Raw genomic sequence first — 16,045 nt, 5'->3', positions numbered from 1 at the left:
TTTGCTCCTAGTTATCCAGTTGACCCAGCTCGCGCAGCGGATGCTCGTTCGCAGCCCACGGTGAGCGAAATAGCTCATCAATCACGCTTTGCGGCACGTCGCTAACAGTTTTGTATTGCCACTTGGGTTGTAAATCTTTGTCCATTAACAAAGCGCGCACACCTTCGGTAAACTCGCCCAACTTGCCGCACTGCACACTTAAGCCCAGCTCTAAGCGGAAGCTGTCGGCCAGTATTTTGCTTTGGCCCAGTTTTAGCAGCTCAAACACGATATGCGCAGTAATGGGGCTACCATAAGCCAGCGATTCTTTGGCTTTTTGCAGCCATTTGTCTTCACCGGCCATAGTATTAATTGCCGCGATCACGCTTTGCAGCTTGTCGTGCTTTGCCAGCTGTTCAATTTCGCCCTGATGCGGCCGGATATTACTTAGCGGCATTTGGGTACGACACTGTTCTTCTTCGCTGCGCAGCGCGTCGCTGAGTTTTTGATGATTCAGCGCTATGGTGTCGCCCCATTTCACCGTCAGCAGTTTTTCTAACAGCGCCGCTTTACGTTCATGCAGTAAAAAGTTATCTGCCAGGCCAATAAACTTGGCATCAGCAGCGTTAATAGAGGCACCGGTTAAGCCTAAAAACAGGCCGCAACCGGCTGGCATACGGTTTAAAAACCAGCTGGCACCGACATCCGGATACAAACCAATGGCCATTTCTGGCATGGCAATGCGGCTGGTTACCGTAACCACCCGATGCGACGCACCGGCCATTAAGCCCAAACCGCCACCCATTACTATGCCATTGCCCCACACCAGCACCGGCTTGCCAAAGGTGTGGATTAAATAATCCAGTGTGTATTCTTTGGTGAAGAACTCTTCGACATAAGGCGCATAGGTACCGGGTTTATCCAGCATGGCTTTATATAAATCGCGGATATCGCCACCGGCACAAAAGGCTTTATCGCCAGCGCCTTGCAGCAACACCATGCTGATGCTGCTATCAGCCTGCCAGGCTAATAATTGTGGTAATAACGACTCTACCATCGGCAGGCTAAGGGCATTGAGCGACTTTTCTGAGTTAAGTGTGGCCACGCCAATCTTTTTGCCGTTCTGTGCTGCCAGTTCTTGATACAGCACCACCTCATTTGCGCCGCTCATTAGCCGTTCACCCAGTTGGCTTTACGTTTTTCTAAAAATGCCTGCACGCCTTCTACCTGATCTTTGGTATCGAACAGGCCGACAAACAACTCACGCTCCAGCGGCAAAGCACTTTGAATGCTGCCGCTGCGACCTTGCTGAATAAGCTTTTTACAGGCCGTTACTGACGACGGGCTTTGCTCCGCTGCTTTATCGGCCATCGCCAATGCAGCTTCCAGCGCCATGCCGGTGGCAACCACTTCTTCTACCAGACCAATTTGCAGCGCTTTTTCCGCGCTTAAACGCTCACCGCATAAAATCATTCGCTTGGCCCAGCCTTCGCCCACTAACCAGGCCAGGTTTTGCGTGCCACCGGCACAGGGCAATAAGCCCACTTTGGCTTCCGGCAATGCCATTTGTGCTTGTTGCTCGGCAATGCGGATATCACAGGCCAGTGCTACTTCTAAACCGCCACCCATGGCATAGCCGTTAATGGCAGCAATAGACACGCCGCTAAAGCTGCTGAGTGTTTCAAAGGCTTCGCCGAAAATACGCGCCATATCACTGGCCACGGCTTTATCACCATCGGCAAACAGCTTTAAATCGGCACCGGCAGAGAAAAATTTATCGCCCTCACCGGTGATCACCAGCGCATAGATATTTTTATCTTCATCCAGACTTTTGACTGCGTTACGCAGTTGGGTCAAAGTTTCGCGCGTCCAGGTATTAGCCGGCGGGTTAGACATGGTAATAAGCGCCGTGTGGCCGCGTTTTTCGAGTTTTAGTTGAGCCATAGTTGTCTCCTGATATGGGCGTAGTTCATGCTACGTGCCCGGTGAAACAGCATTGTCCACACCGACACGCCATAAACCGTCCCTGGGGCTCGACTCCGGCCATCCATGGCCTCCAACGGTCGGTTTAGAACAATCCTGTTCCCCCAGCTTGAATTCATCTGCGACTTAAAGAATGTCACCTGCGGCTTCATCCAGTAAACGCCGGCCAATAATCAGCCGCATAATTTCGTTGGTGCCTTCCAAAATCTGGTGCACACGCACATCACGGAAATGGCGCTCCAGCGGGTATTCTTTGATATAGCCATAACCGCCATGCAGTTGCAGCGCCTGGTCGCATACCTGAAAACCGACATCAGTGGCAAAACGTTTTGCCATAGCGCAATACGCGGTGGCTTCACCGTCTTTTTGGTCTAATTTAAACGCAGCTAAGCGCACTAACTGCCGCGCGGCCACTAACTCGGTGGCCATATCCGCCAGCTTAAACTGCAGCGCCTGAAATGCTGCCAGTGGCTTACCAAACTGCTGACGCTCCAGCATATAGTTACGCGCGGTGTTAAGTGCCTGCTGTGCAGTGCCGATTGAACAGGTAGCGATGTTAATACGGCCGCCATCTAAGCCTTTCATGGCAAAGCTGAAACCCTCACCTTCATTACCCAGCAGGTAATGTGCCGGAATGCGCACATCTTCAAAAGTGATTAAACGGGTTGGCTGGGCGTTCCAGCCCATTTTCTCTTCGGCCTTACCATAAATAACGCCTTTGGCATCGGCCGGCACGATAAAGGCTGAAATGCCTTTTGGCCCGGCTTCACCGGTGCGTGCCATTACCACCAAAACTTCAGTAGAACCTGCGCCGGAGATAAACATCTTCGAGCCGTTTAATACGTATTCGTTGCCATCTTTTTTCGCGCTGGTACGCAGGCCTGCTGCGTCAGAGCCTGAGCCTGGTTCCGTTAAGCAGTAAGAGGCTAGCTTTTGCCCAGTCACTAAATGCTCTACCCACTCGGCTTTAGCATCACTGGTGCCCCAACTGGCTATCATCCAGGTGGCCATATTGTGGATGGTCAGCATGGCGGTTGTCGCCGTGCAGCCCATCGACAATTGTTCGAAAATTATCGAGGAGTCTAAGCGTGATAGCCCCATGCCGCCGTCTTCTTCGGGCGTATACAATGAGCAAAAACCCAGTTCGCCGGCTTTTTGAATCACATCTTTTGGGAAGTGGTGATCACGATCCCACTGCGCTGCGTGTGGCGCCAGTTCTTGTTCGGCAAACTGTTTGGCCACATCGACAAAGGCTTGTTGGTCTTCTGTTAAATTGAAATTCATCTGTTTGGACCTTACCGCTTAACCAATCGCTACGCTTTCAGGGGATTTAAACGCTCGCCCGTTCGGCTCTCCCAGCCTCACTTTTGATCGCTCGCTAATTAATTCCCCTTACGCTGCGCTTGTTCCGATTAGTAATTTACTCAGGACTTGCAGGCGGGCGGAACCGGAACAACTAAGCAGACGATCAAGAGCGAATTTGGGAGAAATTCGCGGGTCTGCGTGTTGTTACGGTGGAAGCGCCGCACTACAAATACATTCAAATCTGCTTTACCGTAAGTTAATCGACATATTCGGGCCAGACACCGGAATATCGTCGTCAAACCAACGCGCTGTAATGGTTTTCGTCTCGGTATAGAAACGCACCGCTTGCTTACCATAAGCATGCTGATCGCCATAGAACGAACCTTTCCAGCCGGTGAACGAGAAGAACGGCAGTGGCACCGGAATAGGAATGTTAATACCCACCTGGCCTACTTCCACCTCATGCTGATACTTACGTGCTGCCGCGCCGCTGGCGGTAAAGATAGAAGTACCGTTACCGTACGGGCTGTCGTTTACCACTTTTAAGGCTTCAGCCAGCGAGCCAACCTGCATAGTGGTTAATACCGGGCCGAAAATTTCCTGCTTATAAATTTCCATTTCAGTAGTGACGTTGCTAAACACCGTTGGGCCTACCCAGTTACCGTTCGGGTAACCTTCAACTTTGCAGTCCGAGCCATCCAGCACACAAGTCGCGCCTTCTTTCTTACCCTGCTCAATTAACGATAACACCCGGGCACGCGCCTGCGGGCTGATTTGCGGACCGTAAGCCGCGTTAGGGTCGGTGTAAACGCCCGGACGTACTTTACCAATGGCGGCAGCTACCTCTGGGATCCAATCTGCCGCAGCACCAACAAACACCGCTACCGAGATGGCCATACAACGTTGACCGGCGGCGCCAACTGAAGCGCCGACTAAGGCATTAACCACCTGCTGCTTATTGGCGTCCGGCATAATAACCATGTGGTTTTTCGCACCGGCAAATGCCTGTACGCGTTTTAAATTGTCGGTACCGGTTTTGTAAATGTACTGGCCAACATTAACCGAGCCAACGAACGAAATCGCTTTAATATCCGGGTGATGCAAAATGGCATCAACCTGCTCTTTGGCGCCGTGCACAACTTGTAACACGCCTTTGGGCGCGCCAGCCTGTACAAACAGCTCGGCAATTTTGTTTACCGTCATCGGGTCTTGCTCAGACGGTTTTAAAATAAAGGTGTTACCGCAAGCAATGGCCATCGGGAACATCCACAGAGGGATCATCGCTGGGAAGTTAAACGGGGTAATACCAGCACATACACCCAGAGGCTGAATGTAGCTGTAGGTATCAATGCTGCGTGCTACGTTTTCTACCGTCTCACCCATCATTAATGACGGAATATTAGCCGCTTGTTCAACTACTTCGATACCACGCCAAACATCGCCTTTGGCGTCCTCTACCGTTTTACCCAACTCGCGGCAGATAATGTCGGCAATTTCACCCTGATGTTCTTTTAACAGGTGAGCAAAGCGCATCATTAAACGGGCGCGCTCTGATACCGGTACTTCTTTCCACGTTAAAAAGGCGGCTTTGGCCGACTCGATAGCGCGCTCCATTTCTGCCGCTGTGGCACACGCCACCTGCGCAATCACGTCTTGTGTTGCCGGGTTGGTAACAGCTATTAGTTTGTCACCTGTTGGTGCGACAAACTCGCCGTCAATGAAATGCTTAACCTGTTGTGTCATGTTGCTTCTCCCGATTGTTTGGGTATGCCGCCAGCTTGTTGTATGTCTAATTATCAATTTATGCTGGCGAGCTTCTAATATGTTTAGCCGGACTATCCAGCCAAAGCGGAACCGGAACAACTAAGCAGACGATCAAGAGCGAATTTGGCAGAAATTCGCGGGTCTGCGTGTTGTTACGGTGGAAGCGTCGGCTTACACCTTTCTCCGGTTCACGGCTTCGTTGCTTACGCACATTTAACACGCTCGCCCGCTCGGCTCTCCGAAATGTCGGACCACCAGCCTCACTTTTGATCGCTCGCTAAGTTAAATCTGCTCCGCACTTCGCCTCTATCGTGTTACTTATAAAACTTCTACAGCCAATGCGACCGCTTCGCCACCACCGATACACAGTGAAGCCACGCCTTTGCTTAAACCGCGGTTGCGCAGTGCATGAATAAGGGTAACCAGAATACGCGCGCCTGAGGCGCCGATAGGATGGCCCAGCGCACAAGCACCACCGTTAACGTTTACTTTGCTCTCATCCAGGCCCAGCTCATTAATCGCCAACATAGTTACCATGGCAAAGGCTTCGTTAATTTCCCACAGGTCTACCTGCTGTTTATCCCAGCCAGCTTTTTGCAGCACTTTTTGCATAGCGCCCACCGGAGCTACAGTAAACAACGCCGGTTCCATTGAGTTGGTGGCATGTGCCACCACGCGGGCTAATGGCTTAGCGCCTTGTGCTTTAGCATCAGACTCGCGCATTAACACCAGTGCTGCAGCACCGTCAGAGATTGAGCTGGAGTTGGCCGCCGTAATAGTGCCGTCTTTGGCAAAGGCCGGCCTTAGACCCGGAATTTTGTCGATTTTGGCATTGCCCGGTTGCTCATCTACCGCAAAAGTCATTTCACCTTTACGGGTTTGAAAGGTTACCGGGGTAATTTCGTTTTTAAAGGCACCGCTGGCAATCGCTTGCTGGGCGCGGGTGGTAGATTGCACCGCGAAGGCGTCCATCTGCTCGCGGGTAATGCCTTTTTCATCCGCTGTCTGTTGCGCAAAACAGCCCATGGCTTTGCCGTCATAGGCGTTTTCCAAGCCATCCAGCATCATGTGATCTTTAATTTCGCCGTGGCCCATACGGTAACCGCCGCGCGCTTTTGGCAGCAGGTACGGTGCATTGCTCATCGATTCCATACCACCGGCGACTACAACATCAGCGCTGCCGGCTTTAAGTAAATCGCTGGCCAGCATCACCGCTTTTAAGCCTGAACCGCACACTTTATTAATGGTAGTCGCGCCGGCAGATAACGGTAAACCGGCTTTTAATGTCGCCTGGCGTGCCGGTGCCTGGCCTAAACCGGCCGGCAGCACGTTACCCATAATTACTTCACTGACCTTGTCGCCGCTTAAACCGGCCTGCTCTAACGCTGCTTTAATAGCTGTAGCACCCAGTACAGTGGCATCTACATCGCTTAAGCCGCCCATAAAGCCGCCCATAGCGGTGCGTGTTGCAGCAACGATTACAATATTGTCGGTAGCCATAAAAGTCTCCCAAAAAGCTGTCGGCTAAAAAGTTGCTCCAGAGCCTACACCAAATTTACGTTTACGCCAACGTCAACCACCTAACACTATGGTAGTGTGCCACCGCTTTGGTTCAGCAAAGTGTACAGTCTGACCAGTACAAACTGGCATTTTAGCTTTACAAACATGGCAAAAATGGCCGTTTTGCCAACTTATCGGCAACGCCCCAGCTTTACCTTTACGTAAACTTCACTTATATTGACTGCGTTTTCGGGGAAGGCGGATATGACAGAAAAAGAAGAAAAAACATATAGCATCAGCGAACTGGCCAAAGAGTTTGATATTACTACCCGTAGTATTCGCTTTTATGAAGATCAGGGGCTGATCACGCCTTTACGAAACGGCCAAACCCGTATTTACAGCAAGCGTGACCGCGTGCGGTTAAAGCTGATATTACGCGGCAAGCGCCTGGGTTTTAGCCTGGCCGAAACCGGCCAATTATTTGAATTATATGACGCAGACAAAAGCAGCGTAACCCAATTAAGTACCATGCTGCAGCTGATCGAGCTGAAAAAGGCCGAGCTGCACCAGCAATTAGACGATATCAAAGTTGTGCTAATGGAACTGGTAACAGTAGAAAAACGTTGCCGCGACACTTTAGCCGACGCCAAACAACATAAAACCGCTTAAGCGGTTGAAAAACATAGCAAACGGGGATCCACAATGATTAGCAGTTATAAAGGGCTTAATTTCGATTTAGGTGAAACGGTCGATATGATCCGTGAGCAGGTTAACGCCTTCGCCCGCGAAGAAATCGCGCCACGCGCCGCCCATATTGACGAAAAAAATGAGTTCCCGAATGAGCTATGGCGCAAATTCGGTGACTTAGGTCTGCTGGGCATTACCGTCGATGAAAAATACGGTGGCTCAGGCTTAGGCTATTTAGAGCACGTTGTCGCACTGGAAGAAATCAGCCGCGCCTCAGCCTCGGTTGGCTTATCGTACGGTGCGCATTCAAACCTCTGTGTAAACCAAATATTCCGCAACGGCACTGAAGCACAAAAATTAAAGTACCTGCCAAAATTGTGTTCGGGCGAACATATCGGTGCCTTAGCAATGAGCGAGCCCAATGCCGGTTCAGACGTGGTTAGCATGAAACTGCGTGCAGAGAAGCAAGGCGATAACTACATTTTAAACGGCAATAAAATGTGGATCACCAACGGCCCGGATGCACACACCTATGTGATTTACGCCAAAACCGACATTGACGCCGGCTCTAAAGGCATTACCGCTTTTATTGTAGAGCGTGGCACTAAAGGTTTTAGCACCGCGCAAAAGCTGGACAAGCTGGGCATGCGCGGCTCTAACACCTGTGAGCTGGTGTTTGAAGATTGCGTAGTACCGGCAGAAAACGTACTAGGCCAGGTTGGCGGTGGCGTTAAAGTATTAATGAGTGGCCTGGACTACGAGCGTGTAGTACTGGCAGCCGGTCCGCTGGGCATCATGCAAGCCTGTATGGACGTAGTAGTGCCGTATATTCACGACCGTAAGCAGTTTGGTCAAGCCATTGGTGAATTCCAGCTGGTACAGGGCAAACTGGCCGATATGTATACTCAGATGAACGCGGCTAAATCATACGTTTATACGGTAGCTAAAGCTTGTGATCGTGGCGAAACAACACGTAAAGATGCAGCAGCAGTTATTCTGTATTCAGCAGAGCTGGCGACCAAGATGGCGCTGGATGCGATTCAGTTGCTGGGCGGTAATGGCTACATTAACGAGTACCCTACCGGGCGTTTATTGCGCGATGCCAAGCTGTACGAAATTGGTGCCGGTACCTCGGAAATCCGCCGTATGCTGATTGGCCGGGAACTGTTTACTGAATCAAACTAAGGTTTAAAGGCGATACTCGGGTGGAAGCGGCTGCTTCCACCGTAACAACATGCAGACCCGCGAATTTCTCCCTAATTCGCTCTTGATCGTCAGCTAAGTTGTTCCGGTTCCGCACCGCCCAGAATCGCAGTAACTGAATAGAAAGTTGAACGAGGCGAAGCGCGTAGCAGATTTAACTAAACGAGCGATCAAAAGTGAGCCGGGGAGCGGCGAACGGGCGAGTGTGTTAAATGTGTGGAAGCAGCGAAGCCGTGAATCTAAGTCCGGTGCAGGCCAAAGCTTACACCGTAACAACACGCAGACCCGCTCCGGTCTCCGAAGTGTCGGACCACCATCCTCACTTTGATCGTCTGCTTAGTTGTTCCGGTTCCGCTTTGTCTAACCAGCTCTGGTATAAGGTGACTTAAGTGACCAGAATTACCTCCAAAATCAATCCTCGCTCTGAGGACTTCCAGAAAAACGCCGCCGCAATGCAGGCCGTGGTCGATGATCTGCAAAGTAAAGTACAACAAATTAAACTCGGTGGCGGCGAAGCGCTGATTGCACGGCATACCTCTCGCGGTAAGCTGTTTGTGCGTGATCGCATTCAAAAGCTGCTCGACCCTGGCTCACCGTTTTTAGAAGTTGGCCAGTTTGCCGGTTGGGAATGCTACGACGATTACGTACCCAGTGCCGGTGTCGTCGCCGGTATCGGCCGTATTAACGGCGTCGAGTGCATGATAGTAGCTAACGATGCCACAGTAAAAGGCGGTACTTACTACCCGCTTACCGTGAAAAAGCATTTACGTGCCCAGGAAATTGCCGAGCGCTGCCACCTGCCGTGTATTTATCTGGTCGACTCCGGCGGCGCCAACCTGCCGCGCCAGGATGATGTGTTTCCCGACAAACTGCACTTTGGCCGTATCTTCTTTAACCAGGCGAATATGTCAGCCAAAGGCATACCGCAAATTGCTGTGGTAATGGGCCTGTGTACTGCGGGCGGGGCTTATGTACCTGCCATGGCCGATGAAAGCATTATCGTTAAAGAGCAAGGCACTATCTTTTTAGCCGGCCCGCCGCTGGTAAAAGCCGCCACTGGTGAAGAGGTTTCCGCCGAGGAGCTCGGTGGTGCTGACGTGCACTGTAAAATCTCCGGCGTGGCCGATCACTATGCGTTGAACGACGAGCACGCACTGCAACTGGCGCGTAACGCAGTAAGCCGGTTAAACCGCCCTGCCCCGCAAGCAATGGATGTTAAGCCGGCCCAGGAGCCGCTGCATGACGCCAAAGAGTTGTACGGCATAGTGGGCACTGACTTGCGCAAACCGTTTGATGTCAAAGAAGTGATCGCCCGCATTGTCGATGGCTCAGACTTTGATGAGTTTAAACAATACTACGGCGCGACCTTAGTGTGCGGCTTTGCGCGCATCTTCGGCTATCCGGTAGGCATTGTCGCCAATAACGGGATACTGTTCTCGGAATCGGCGCAAAAAGGCGCGCATTTTATTGAGCTATGTGCCCAGCGTAAAATTCCGCTATTGTTCCTGCAGAATATCACCGGTTTTATGGTGGGTAAAAAATATGAAGCCGAAGGCATAGCCAAGCACGGCGCTAAAATGGTGATGGCAGTAAGCTGTGCCAAGGTGCCGAAATTTACTGTGCTAATTGGCGGCAGCTATGGCGCCGGTAACTACGGCATGTGCGGCCGCGCTTACGATCCCACCATGATGTGGATGTGGCCCAATGCGCGTATTTCGGTAATGGGCGGCGAGCAAGCTGCCGGTGTAATGGCACAGGTGACCAAAGACGGTTTGGCCCGTAAAGGCGAAACGCTGTCGGCGGACGCCGAAAAAGCGCTGAAACAGCCGATTATTGAACAATATGAAAAACAGGGCCACCCGTATTATGCCAGTGGTCGCTTGTGGGATGACGGTATTATCGACCCGGCACAAACGCGAATGACAGTGGGGCTGGCATTAGCCGCCGCGCTGAATGCACCGATTGAAGAGAGCCGTTTTGGCGTGTTCCGGATGTGATTTTGAGTATAAACACGCACTTGCTGGTTCAACTGTAGAGGCAAGCGCGCAGCACACTTTGACCAGAACCGTGTTTTTCAGGGACGAAAAACACACAAATTCGTCAGGAACGAATTTGAACAGCGCCGTTTGCTGCCCTTGGGAAAACTTCACGGATGAAGTTTGTAACCCTACAGGGAGGTATTTACGGCGTGTTCTGGCAAAGTTGTGCGGAGTGATTGCCGGTTGAATAAACACTGTCATTGAACAGAGAGTAAAAACTTTCGGAGAGAAAATGAACCAGGTTTACACAGAAGTCAGTATCGACCCGCGCGGCGTAGCCACCTTAACGCTAAACCGGCCACAAGTGCATAACGCCTTTGACGATGCCATGATAGCCGAGCTTATCGCAGTGCTAAAAGACTTAGCCAATAACGATGAAGTGCGGGTATTGGTGCTGGCCGCCAACGGCAAAAACTTCTCTGCCGGTGCCGACTTAAACTGGATGCGCTCCATGGCGCAAAAAGATTATCAGCAGAACTTAAACGACGCCGCGGAGCTGGCCACCTTAATGCACCGGCTGGATAAATTCCCTAAACCTACCATAGCGTTAATCAAAGGTGCAGCCTTTGGTGGCGCCCTGGGTCTAGTCGCCTGCTGCGATATCGCCATTGCCGAAGAGAATGCCAGCTTCTGCTTAAGCGAAGTACGCATTGGCCTTATTCCTGCTGTGATCAGCCCCTACGTAATGCGCGCCATTGGCGAGCGTGAAAGCCGGCGTTATTTTTTAACGGCCGAGCGTTTTATGGCTGCCAAAGCCCAACAACTGGGCTTACTGCATGAAATGGTTAGTGAGGGCGAGCTTAGCGATAGCGCAGAAACATTTATCAACACTCTGCTGCAAAACAGCCCGGCAGCACTGAGTGCAGCGAAATCGCTTATTCATAATATTTATAACCGTAAGATCAGCAACAATGTTATTGCTCATACCGAGCAAGCGATTGCTGAAATACGGGTATCACCTGAAGGTCAGGAAGGCTTAAGCGCATTCTTAGAAAAACGTAAACCGGCCTGGCTTGGCAAGGAAGACGCATAATGTTTCGTAAAATATTAATCGCCAACCGCGGCGAAATTGCCTGCCGCGTTATCGACACCGCACATAAACTCGGCATTCGCTGCGTGGCAGTGTACTCCGAAGCCGACGCCAACGCCCGCCATGTACGCATGGCCGATGAAGCTTATTTACTAGGCCCTGCTCCAAGCAAAGACTCTTACCTGCGTGCAGATAAAATTATCGCCATCGCCAAACAAAGCGGTGCAGAGGCTATTCACCCGGGCTACGGCTTTTTGTCGGAAAACGAAAGCTTTGCCAAAGCCTGTGAGGAAGCCGGCGTGGTGTTTATCGGCCCACCGGTTGGTGCCATTACTGCCATGGGTTCAAAAAGCGCTGCCAAAGAGATTATGGCCAAAGCCGGCGTGCCGCTGGTACCGGGCTATCATGGTGATGATCAAAGCGATGCCTTGCTTAGCAAAGAATCAGAACGGATCGGCTACCCGCAACTGCTAAAAGCGGCCTACGGCGGCGGCGGTAAAGGCATGCGTGTGGTTTGGCAAAAAGAAGAATTTAATGATGCCTTAGCCAGCGCCCGCCGTGAAGCTAAAGCCGGCTTTGGCAACGATAAAATGCTGATTGAGCGCTACTTGACCAAGCCGCGCCATATTGAAATTCAGGTATTTGCCGATAACCACGGCAATGCAGTGTATTTAGCCGAGCGCGACTGCTCGATTCAGCGCCGCCACCAAAAAGTGATTGAAGAAGCACCGGCACCCAACTTTAGCAGCGAACAGCGCAAGGCCATGGGCGAAGCGGCAGTTAAAGCGGCTAAAGCCATTGATTATCGTGGCGCTGGTACGGTGGAGTTTTTGTTCGACGAAGACGGCTCTTTCTACTTTATGGAAATGAACACCCGGCTGCAGGTAGAACACCCGGTTACCGAGATGATCACCGGCCAGGATTTAGTCAAATGGCAGTTGTTGGTCGCCGCCGGCGAGCAACTGCCACTGGCGCAGGATGATATACAACTGGATGGCCACGCCATTGAAGTGCGGGTGTATGCCGAAGATCCGGATAACGACTTCCTGCCGCAAACCGGTAAACTCACCTATTTACGCCAGCCTGAAGCCAACCGTCATGTGCGGGTGGATACAGGTGTGGTAGAAAATGATGAAGTGTCACCGTTTTATGACCCGATGATCGCCAAGCTGATTGTCTGGGATGAAAGCCGCGACCGCGCCATCGCCCGCATGTTACGTGCGCTGGACGATTACCGCATTGCCGGTGTTACCACAAACTTAAGCTTTTTAACCAGCTTAACCGAGCACCCGGCGTTTAAAGCCGCAGAGCTTGATACCAACTTTATCAATAAACACCAACAGAGCTTATTTGCGCCCGCCAATAAAGAAAATAATCAGGCGCTGGTATTGGCTGCACTGTTTATTTTGCAGCAGCAAAAAGCACCGCAAAGTAGCAACAGTTCCAGTCCCTGGCAATTCAGCCATGGTTGGCGCTTAAATGAAATGCCAACGGTAAACATCGCCTTGCAACACGGCGAGCACAATACGCAGCTAACGGTGCAACAACTGCAGCAGCATTATGTGATAGACGTGGCAGGCCAAAAGCTATGCTGTACCGCCGAGCTAAACGGCGATGAGCTTAGTGCAGTACTGGGTGAGCATCGTACTAAGGTGCGGGTTAGTCGCTATGTTGATAAATTCAATGGCGACACCATCAGCGTATTTATTAAACATCAACGTTACGACTTTAACTATCAAACTGAGGTTGCTACCGAGGTAGATGGCAGTGAGCATGCGGGTAGCTTAACCGCGCCGATGAACGGCACTATAGTAGCGGTAATGGCCAAAGCCGGCGCAGCCGTAAAAGCCGGTGATACGCTGGTGATTATGGAAGCGATGAAAATGGAATACAGCATTAAAGCGCCAAAAAACGGTATGGTTAATGAGGTATTTTACGCCGCCGGCGATCTGGTAAAAGATGGCGCCGAACTGGTTGATTTTAGCCCGGAGGACGCATGAGTTTGCCAAAAAGTGTGCGCCTGGTTGAAGTAGGCCCGCGTGATGGCCTGCAAAACGAGGCTGCGGTAGCCACAGCAGATAAAATCGCACTGATTGATATGCTAACCGCCGCCGGCCATAGCTACATTGAAAGCGGCGCTTTTGTCTCGCCAAAATGGGTGCCGCAGATGGCAGACTCTTCAGACGTGTTCGCCGGTATCCAGCGCAAAACTGGCGTGACCTACGCTGCGCTGACGCCAAATTTAAAAGGCTATGAAGCCGCAACAGCCGCCGGTGCCACTGAGGTAGCCATTTTTGGTGCAGCGTCAGAAGCCTTCAGCCAGAAGAATATTAACTGCAGCATAGCTGAAAGCCTGGAGCGCTTTGCGCCTGTGGTAGAAGCGGCCAGAGCCGACGGTATTAAAGTGCGAGGCTATGTGTCTTGCGTCGTCGGTTGCCCCTATCAGGGCGATGTTGCGCCTACCGAGGTGGCATTGGTCGCCAAAGCCCTGTTAGAGATGGGCTGCTATGAAATTTCACTAGGCGATACCATAGGCGTTGGTACGCCGGATAAAGTCAATGCGATGCTGGATGCGGTGCTATCTATGGTGCCGGCAGATAAATTGGCAGTGCATTTTCATGACACTTACGGCCAGGCGTTAACCAATATTTACGTGGCGCTAAGCCGCGGCATTGCGGTGATTGATAGCGCCGTTGCCGGTTTAGGCGGCTGCCCTTACGCTGCCGGTGCGTCAGGCAATGTTGCCACCGAAGATGTGGTGTATTTACTGAACGGTCTTGGCATTTCACACGGTATCGATTTAACTGCGCTGGCCAAAGCCGGCTGGTTTATTACCGACAAGCTGGGGAAGCAGCCTAGTTCTAAAGTAGGATTGGCGCTAAGGGCCAAGTGCACGCAAACTGGTAGTTAGTTAACAGCAACAACTAAGGTTCTTCGAACACGGTAATCACTCCGTACTACTTTGCCGGAACACGCCGTAAATACGTCCCTGTAGGCTCCTGTTTTTCATCCATGAAAAACACGGTTCCGGTCAAAGTGTACTGCGCGCTTACCTCGGCACAGATAGCAGCCGCGCAGTCGAAGAGCAGTTCGCTACAGATAGTTCAGCAAAGAACAGAGGACAACAAATGGCAGGGTTTAATAAAGTCGTACATAGCTACGAAGACGCCATGGCAGGCCTGCAGGACGGCATGACCGTTATTGCCGGTGGCTTTGGCTTATGCGGTATTCCAGAGGGCTTAATTGCCCAGATTAAAAAAATGAAAACCAAAGATCTCACCGTAGTATCTAACAACTGCGGTGTAGACGGCTTTGGCCTGGGCATTTTGCTGGAGGACCGGCAAATTAAAAAAATGGTTGCTTCTTACGTCGGCGAAAACGCCCTGTTTGAAAAACAACTGCTCAGCGGCGAGCTGGAAGTAGAGCTAACACCACAAGGCACCCTGGCAGAAAAAATGCGTGCCGGCGGCGCTGGCATACCAGCGTTTTTTACTGCCACCGGCTACGGCACGCCGGTTGCCGAGGGTAAAGAAACCCGTGAAATTGATGGCCGTCATTATGTGTTAGAGCCGGCCATTACTGGCGATTTTGCCATAGTACGTGCCTGGAAAGCTGACCGTTACGGCAATTTGGTGTTTCGCCACACCTCAATGAACTTTAACCCGATGGCGGCCACCGCCGGCAAAATTACCGTGGCTGAAGTAGAAGAGATAGTCGAACCGGGTGAGCTGGAACCATCACAAATTCACACCCCGGGTATTTATGTGCAACGCGTAATTAAAGGCAACTTTGAAAAACGCATTGAACGTCGTATGGTCCGTCAAGGTTAAGGAGGCAACAATGGCTTTATCTCGTGAACAGGTTGCCATGCGCGTGGCGCAAGAGCTGCAAGACGGTTACTACGTTAACTTAGGCATTGGTATTCCGACTTTAGTGGCCAACTATGTGCCGGCCGGCATTGAAGTAATGCTGCAATCAGAAAACGGCTTACTCGGTATGGGCCCCTACCCAACTGAAGACGAAATTGACGCCGATATGATTAACGCCGGCAAAGAAACCGTCACCGCCATTAAAGGCGCGGCGATTTTTAGTTCGGCTGAAAGCTTTGCCATGATCCGCGGCGGCCATGTCGATTTAACCGTGCTGGGTGCCTTTGAAGTGGATCAAAACGGCAATATCGCCAGCTGGATGATCCCCGGTAAACTGGTAAAAGGTATGGGCGGCGCAATGGATTTAGTCGCCGGTGCACAGAACATTGTTGTGACCATGACACACGCCGACAAATACGGCAACAGCAAGCTGCTAACCGACTGCACCCTGCCGCTGACCGGGGTGGGCTGCGTGAAGAAAATCGTTACAGACTTAGCCGTGCTGGAAGTACGCAATGGCGCCTTCCACTTACTGGAGCGTGCTCCGGGCATTTCAGTTGAAGAAATTCAACAAAAAACCGCTGGCAAGCTGGTTATCGAAGGCGATATACCGGAGATGGTGTTTAACTAAGTTGCCGCTTTAATCTCTTAAGGGCGCTAAGATTGTGATGATCTTAGCGCCCTTT

At 51.4% G+C, this 16,045-nt stretch carries 13 protein-coding genes; 8 read left to right on the top strand and 5 right to left on the bottom strand.

Annotated elements, in window-relative coordinates; genetic code table 11:
* Positions 1–7: 7 nt before the first annotated feature.
* From I4W93_RS02200 to I4W93_RS02180, 5 genes are all read right to left on the bottom strand, one after another.
* Positions 8–1,150, bottom strand: a complete 1,143-nt coding sequence (locus tag I4W93_RS02200) for an enoyl-CoA hydratase/isomerase family protein (RefSeq protein ID WP_205310065.1) — start codon at positions 1,148–1,150, stop codon at positions 8–10.
* Positions 1,150–1,923, bottom strand: coding sequence for an enoyl-CoA hydratase (locus tag I4W93_RS02195; RefSeq protein ID WP_205310066.1), 774 nt, complete (start codon positions 1,921–1,923; stop codon positions 1,150–1,152). Before I4W93_RS02195 ends, I4W93_RS02200 begins: the two co-directional genes overlap by 1 nt.
* 165 nt (positions 1,924–2,088) lie before the next feature.
* The gene (locus tag I4W93_RS02190; protein WP_205310067.1) at positions 2,089–3,246 is read right to left on the bottom strand and encodes an acyl-CoA dehydrogenase family protein; all 1,158 of its coding nucleotides are present in this window, start codon (positions 3,244–3,246) and stop codon (positions 2,089–2,091) included.
* Between the two features lie 267 nt (positions 3,247–3,513).
* Entirely contained in the window at positions 3,514–5,010 is a 1,497-nt protein-coding gene (locus tag I4W93_RS02185; RefSeq protein ID WP_205310068.1) for a CoA-acylating methylmalonate-semialdehyde dehydrogenase, read from the bottom strand.
* Between the two features lie 339 nt (positions 5,011–5,349).
* Positions 5,350–6,531: a thiolase family protein gene (locus I4W93_RS02180; protein WP_205310069.1), complete on the bottom strand. Its 1,182-nt coding sequence runs from the start codon at positions 6,529–6,531 to the stop codon at positions 5,350–5,352.
* A 264-nt stretch (positions 6,532–6,795) separates the two neighbouring features.
* On the opposite strand from I4W93_RS02180, the gene I4W93_RS02175 reads away from it, so the two are divergent.
* The 8 genes from I4W93_RS02175 to I4W93_RS02140 all read left to right on the top strand — a co-directional run bounded on the left by I4W93_RS02175 (position 6,796) and on the right by I4W93_RS02140 (position 15,990).
* Positions 6,796–7,200 (top strand): MerR family transcriptional regulator, encoded by a 405-nt coding sequence (locus I4W93_RS02175; RefSeq protein ID WP_173500434.1) that lies wholly within the window; start codon positions 6,796–6,798, stop codon positions 7,198–7,200.
* Between the two features lie 33 nt (positions 7,201–7,233).
* Complete coding sequence (locus tag I4W93_RS02170) at positions 7,234–8,403, top strand: isovaleryl-CoA dehydrogenase (protein ID WP_205310070.1); 1,170 nt, start codon at positions 7,234–7,236, stop codon at positions 8,401–8,403.
* Between the two features lie 407 nt (positions 8,404–8,810).
* A complete protein-coding gene (locus I4W93_RS02165) occupies positions 8,811–10,418 on the top strand; it encodes a carboxyl transferase domain-containing protein (protein ID WP_205310071.1) in 1,608 nt (535 codons plus the stop codon).
* Between the two features lie 274 nt (positions 10,419–10,692).
* Positions 10,693–11,493, top strand: a complete 801-nt coding sequence (locus I4W93_RS02160; RefSeq protein ID WP_205310072.1) for an enoyl-CoA hydratase/isomerase family protein — start codon at positions 10,693–10,695, stop codon at positions 11,491–11,493.
* Positions 11,493–13,490: an acetyl/propionyl/methylcrotonyl-CoA carboxylase subunit alpha gene (locus tag I4W93_RS02155; protein WP_205310073.1), complete on the top strand. Its 1,998-nt coding sequence runs from the start codon at positions 11,493–11,495 to the stop codon at positions 13,488–13,490. The genes I4W93_RS02160 and I4W93_RS02155 overlap by 1 nt, the downstream gene beginning before the upstream one ends.
* Complete coding sequence (locus I4W93_RS02150; protein ID WP_205310074.1) at positions 13,487–14,401, top strand: hydroxymethylglutaryl-CoA lyase; 915 nt, start codon at positions 13,487–13,489, stop codon at positions 14,399–14,401. The genes I4W93_RS02155 and I4W93_RS02150 overlap by 4 nt, the downstream gene beginning before the upstream one ends.
* A 217-nt stretch (positions 14,402–14,618) precedes the next feature.
* Positions 14,619–15,320 (top strand): CoA transferase subunit A, encoded by a 702-nt coding sequence (locus I4W93_RS02145; RefSeq protein ID WP_173500440.1) that lies wholly within the window; start codon positions 14,619–14,621, stop codon positions 15,318–15,320.
* Between the two features lie 10 nt (positions 15,321–15,330).
* Positions 15,331–15,990, top strand: coding sequence for a CoA transferase subunit B (locus tag I4W93_RS02140; RefSeq protein WP_205310075.1), 660 nt, complete (start codon positions 15,331–15,333; stop codon positions 15,988–15,990).
* The last annotated feature ends 55 nt before the right edge of the window (positions 15,991–16,045 follow it).

Origin of the sequence: Rheinheimera maricola (assembly GCF_016918075.2) — a bacterium.
Taxonomy (GTDB): domain Bacteria; phylum Pseudomonadota; class Gammaproteobacteria; order Enterobacterales; family Alteromonadaceae; genus Alishewanella; species Alishewanella maricola_A.
The sequence above is the reverse complement of the archived record's forward strand: the minus strand, read 5'-3'. Positions and strand labels throughout refer to the sequence as shown.

Bases quoted from the DNA above. Each gene is read 5' to 3' on its own strand.
- I4W93_RS02180 (WP_205310069.1), bottom strand. From the start codon at position 6,531: ATGGCTACCGACAATATTGTAATCGTTGCTGCAACACGCACCGCTATG.
- I4W93_RS02200 (WP_205310065.1), bottom strand. From the start codon at position 1,150: ATGAGCGGCGCAAATGAGGTGGTGCTGTATCAAGAACTGGCAGCACAG.
- I4W93_RS02185 (WP_205310068.1), bottom strand. From the start codon at position 5,010: ATGACACAACAGGTTAAGCATTTCATTGACGGCGAGTTTGTCGCACCA.
- I4W93_RS02195 (WP_205310066.1), bottom strand. From the start codon at position 1,923: ATGGCTCAACTAAAACTCGAAAAACGCGGCCACACGGCGCTTATTACC.
- I4W93_RS02170 (WP_205310070.1), top strand. From the start codon at position 7,234: ATGATTAGCAGTTATAAAGGGCTTAATTTCGATTTAGGTGAAACGGTC.
- I4W93_RS02140 (WP_205310075.1), top strand. From the start codon at position 15,331: ATGGCTTTATCTCGTGAACAGGTTGCCATGCGCGTGGCGCAAGAGCTG.
- I4W93_RS02155 (WP_205310073.1), top strand. From the start codon at position 11,493: ATGTTTCGTAAAATATTAATCGCCAACCGCGGCGAAATTGCCTGCCGC.
- I4W93_RS02175 (WP_173500434.1), top strand. From the start codon at position 6,796: ATGACAGAAAAAGAAGAAAAAACATATAGCATCAGCGAACTGGCCAAA.
- I4W93_RS02190 (WP_205310067.1), bottom strand. From the start codon at position 3,246: ATGAATTTCAATTTAACAGAAGACCAACAAGCCTTTGTCGATGTGGCC.
- I4W93_RS02160 (WP_205310072.1), top strand. From the start codon at position 10,693: ATGAACCAGGTTTACACAGAAGTCAGTATCGACCCGCGCGGCGTAGCC.
- I4W93_RS02150 (WP_205310074.1), top strand. From the start codon at position 13,487: ATGAGTTTGCCAAAAAGTGTGCGCCTGGTTGAAGTAGGCCCGCGTGAT.
- I4W93_RS02145 (WP_173500440.1), top strand. From the start codon at position 14,619: ATGGCAGGGTTTAATAAAGTCGTACATAGCTACGAAGACGCCATGGCA.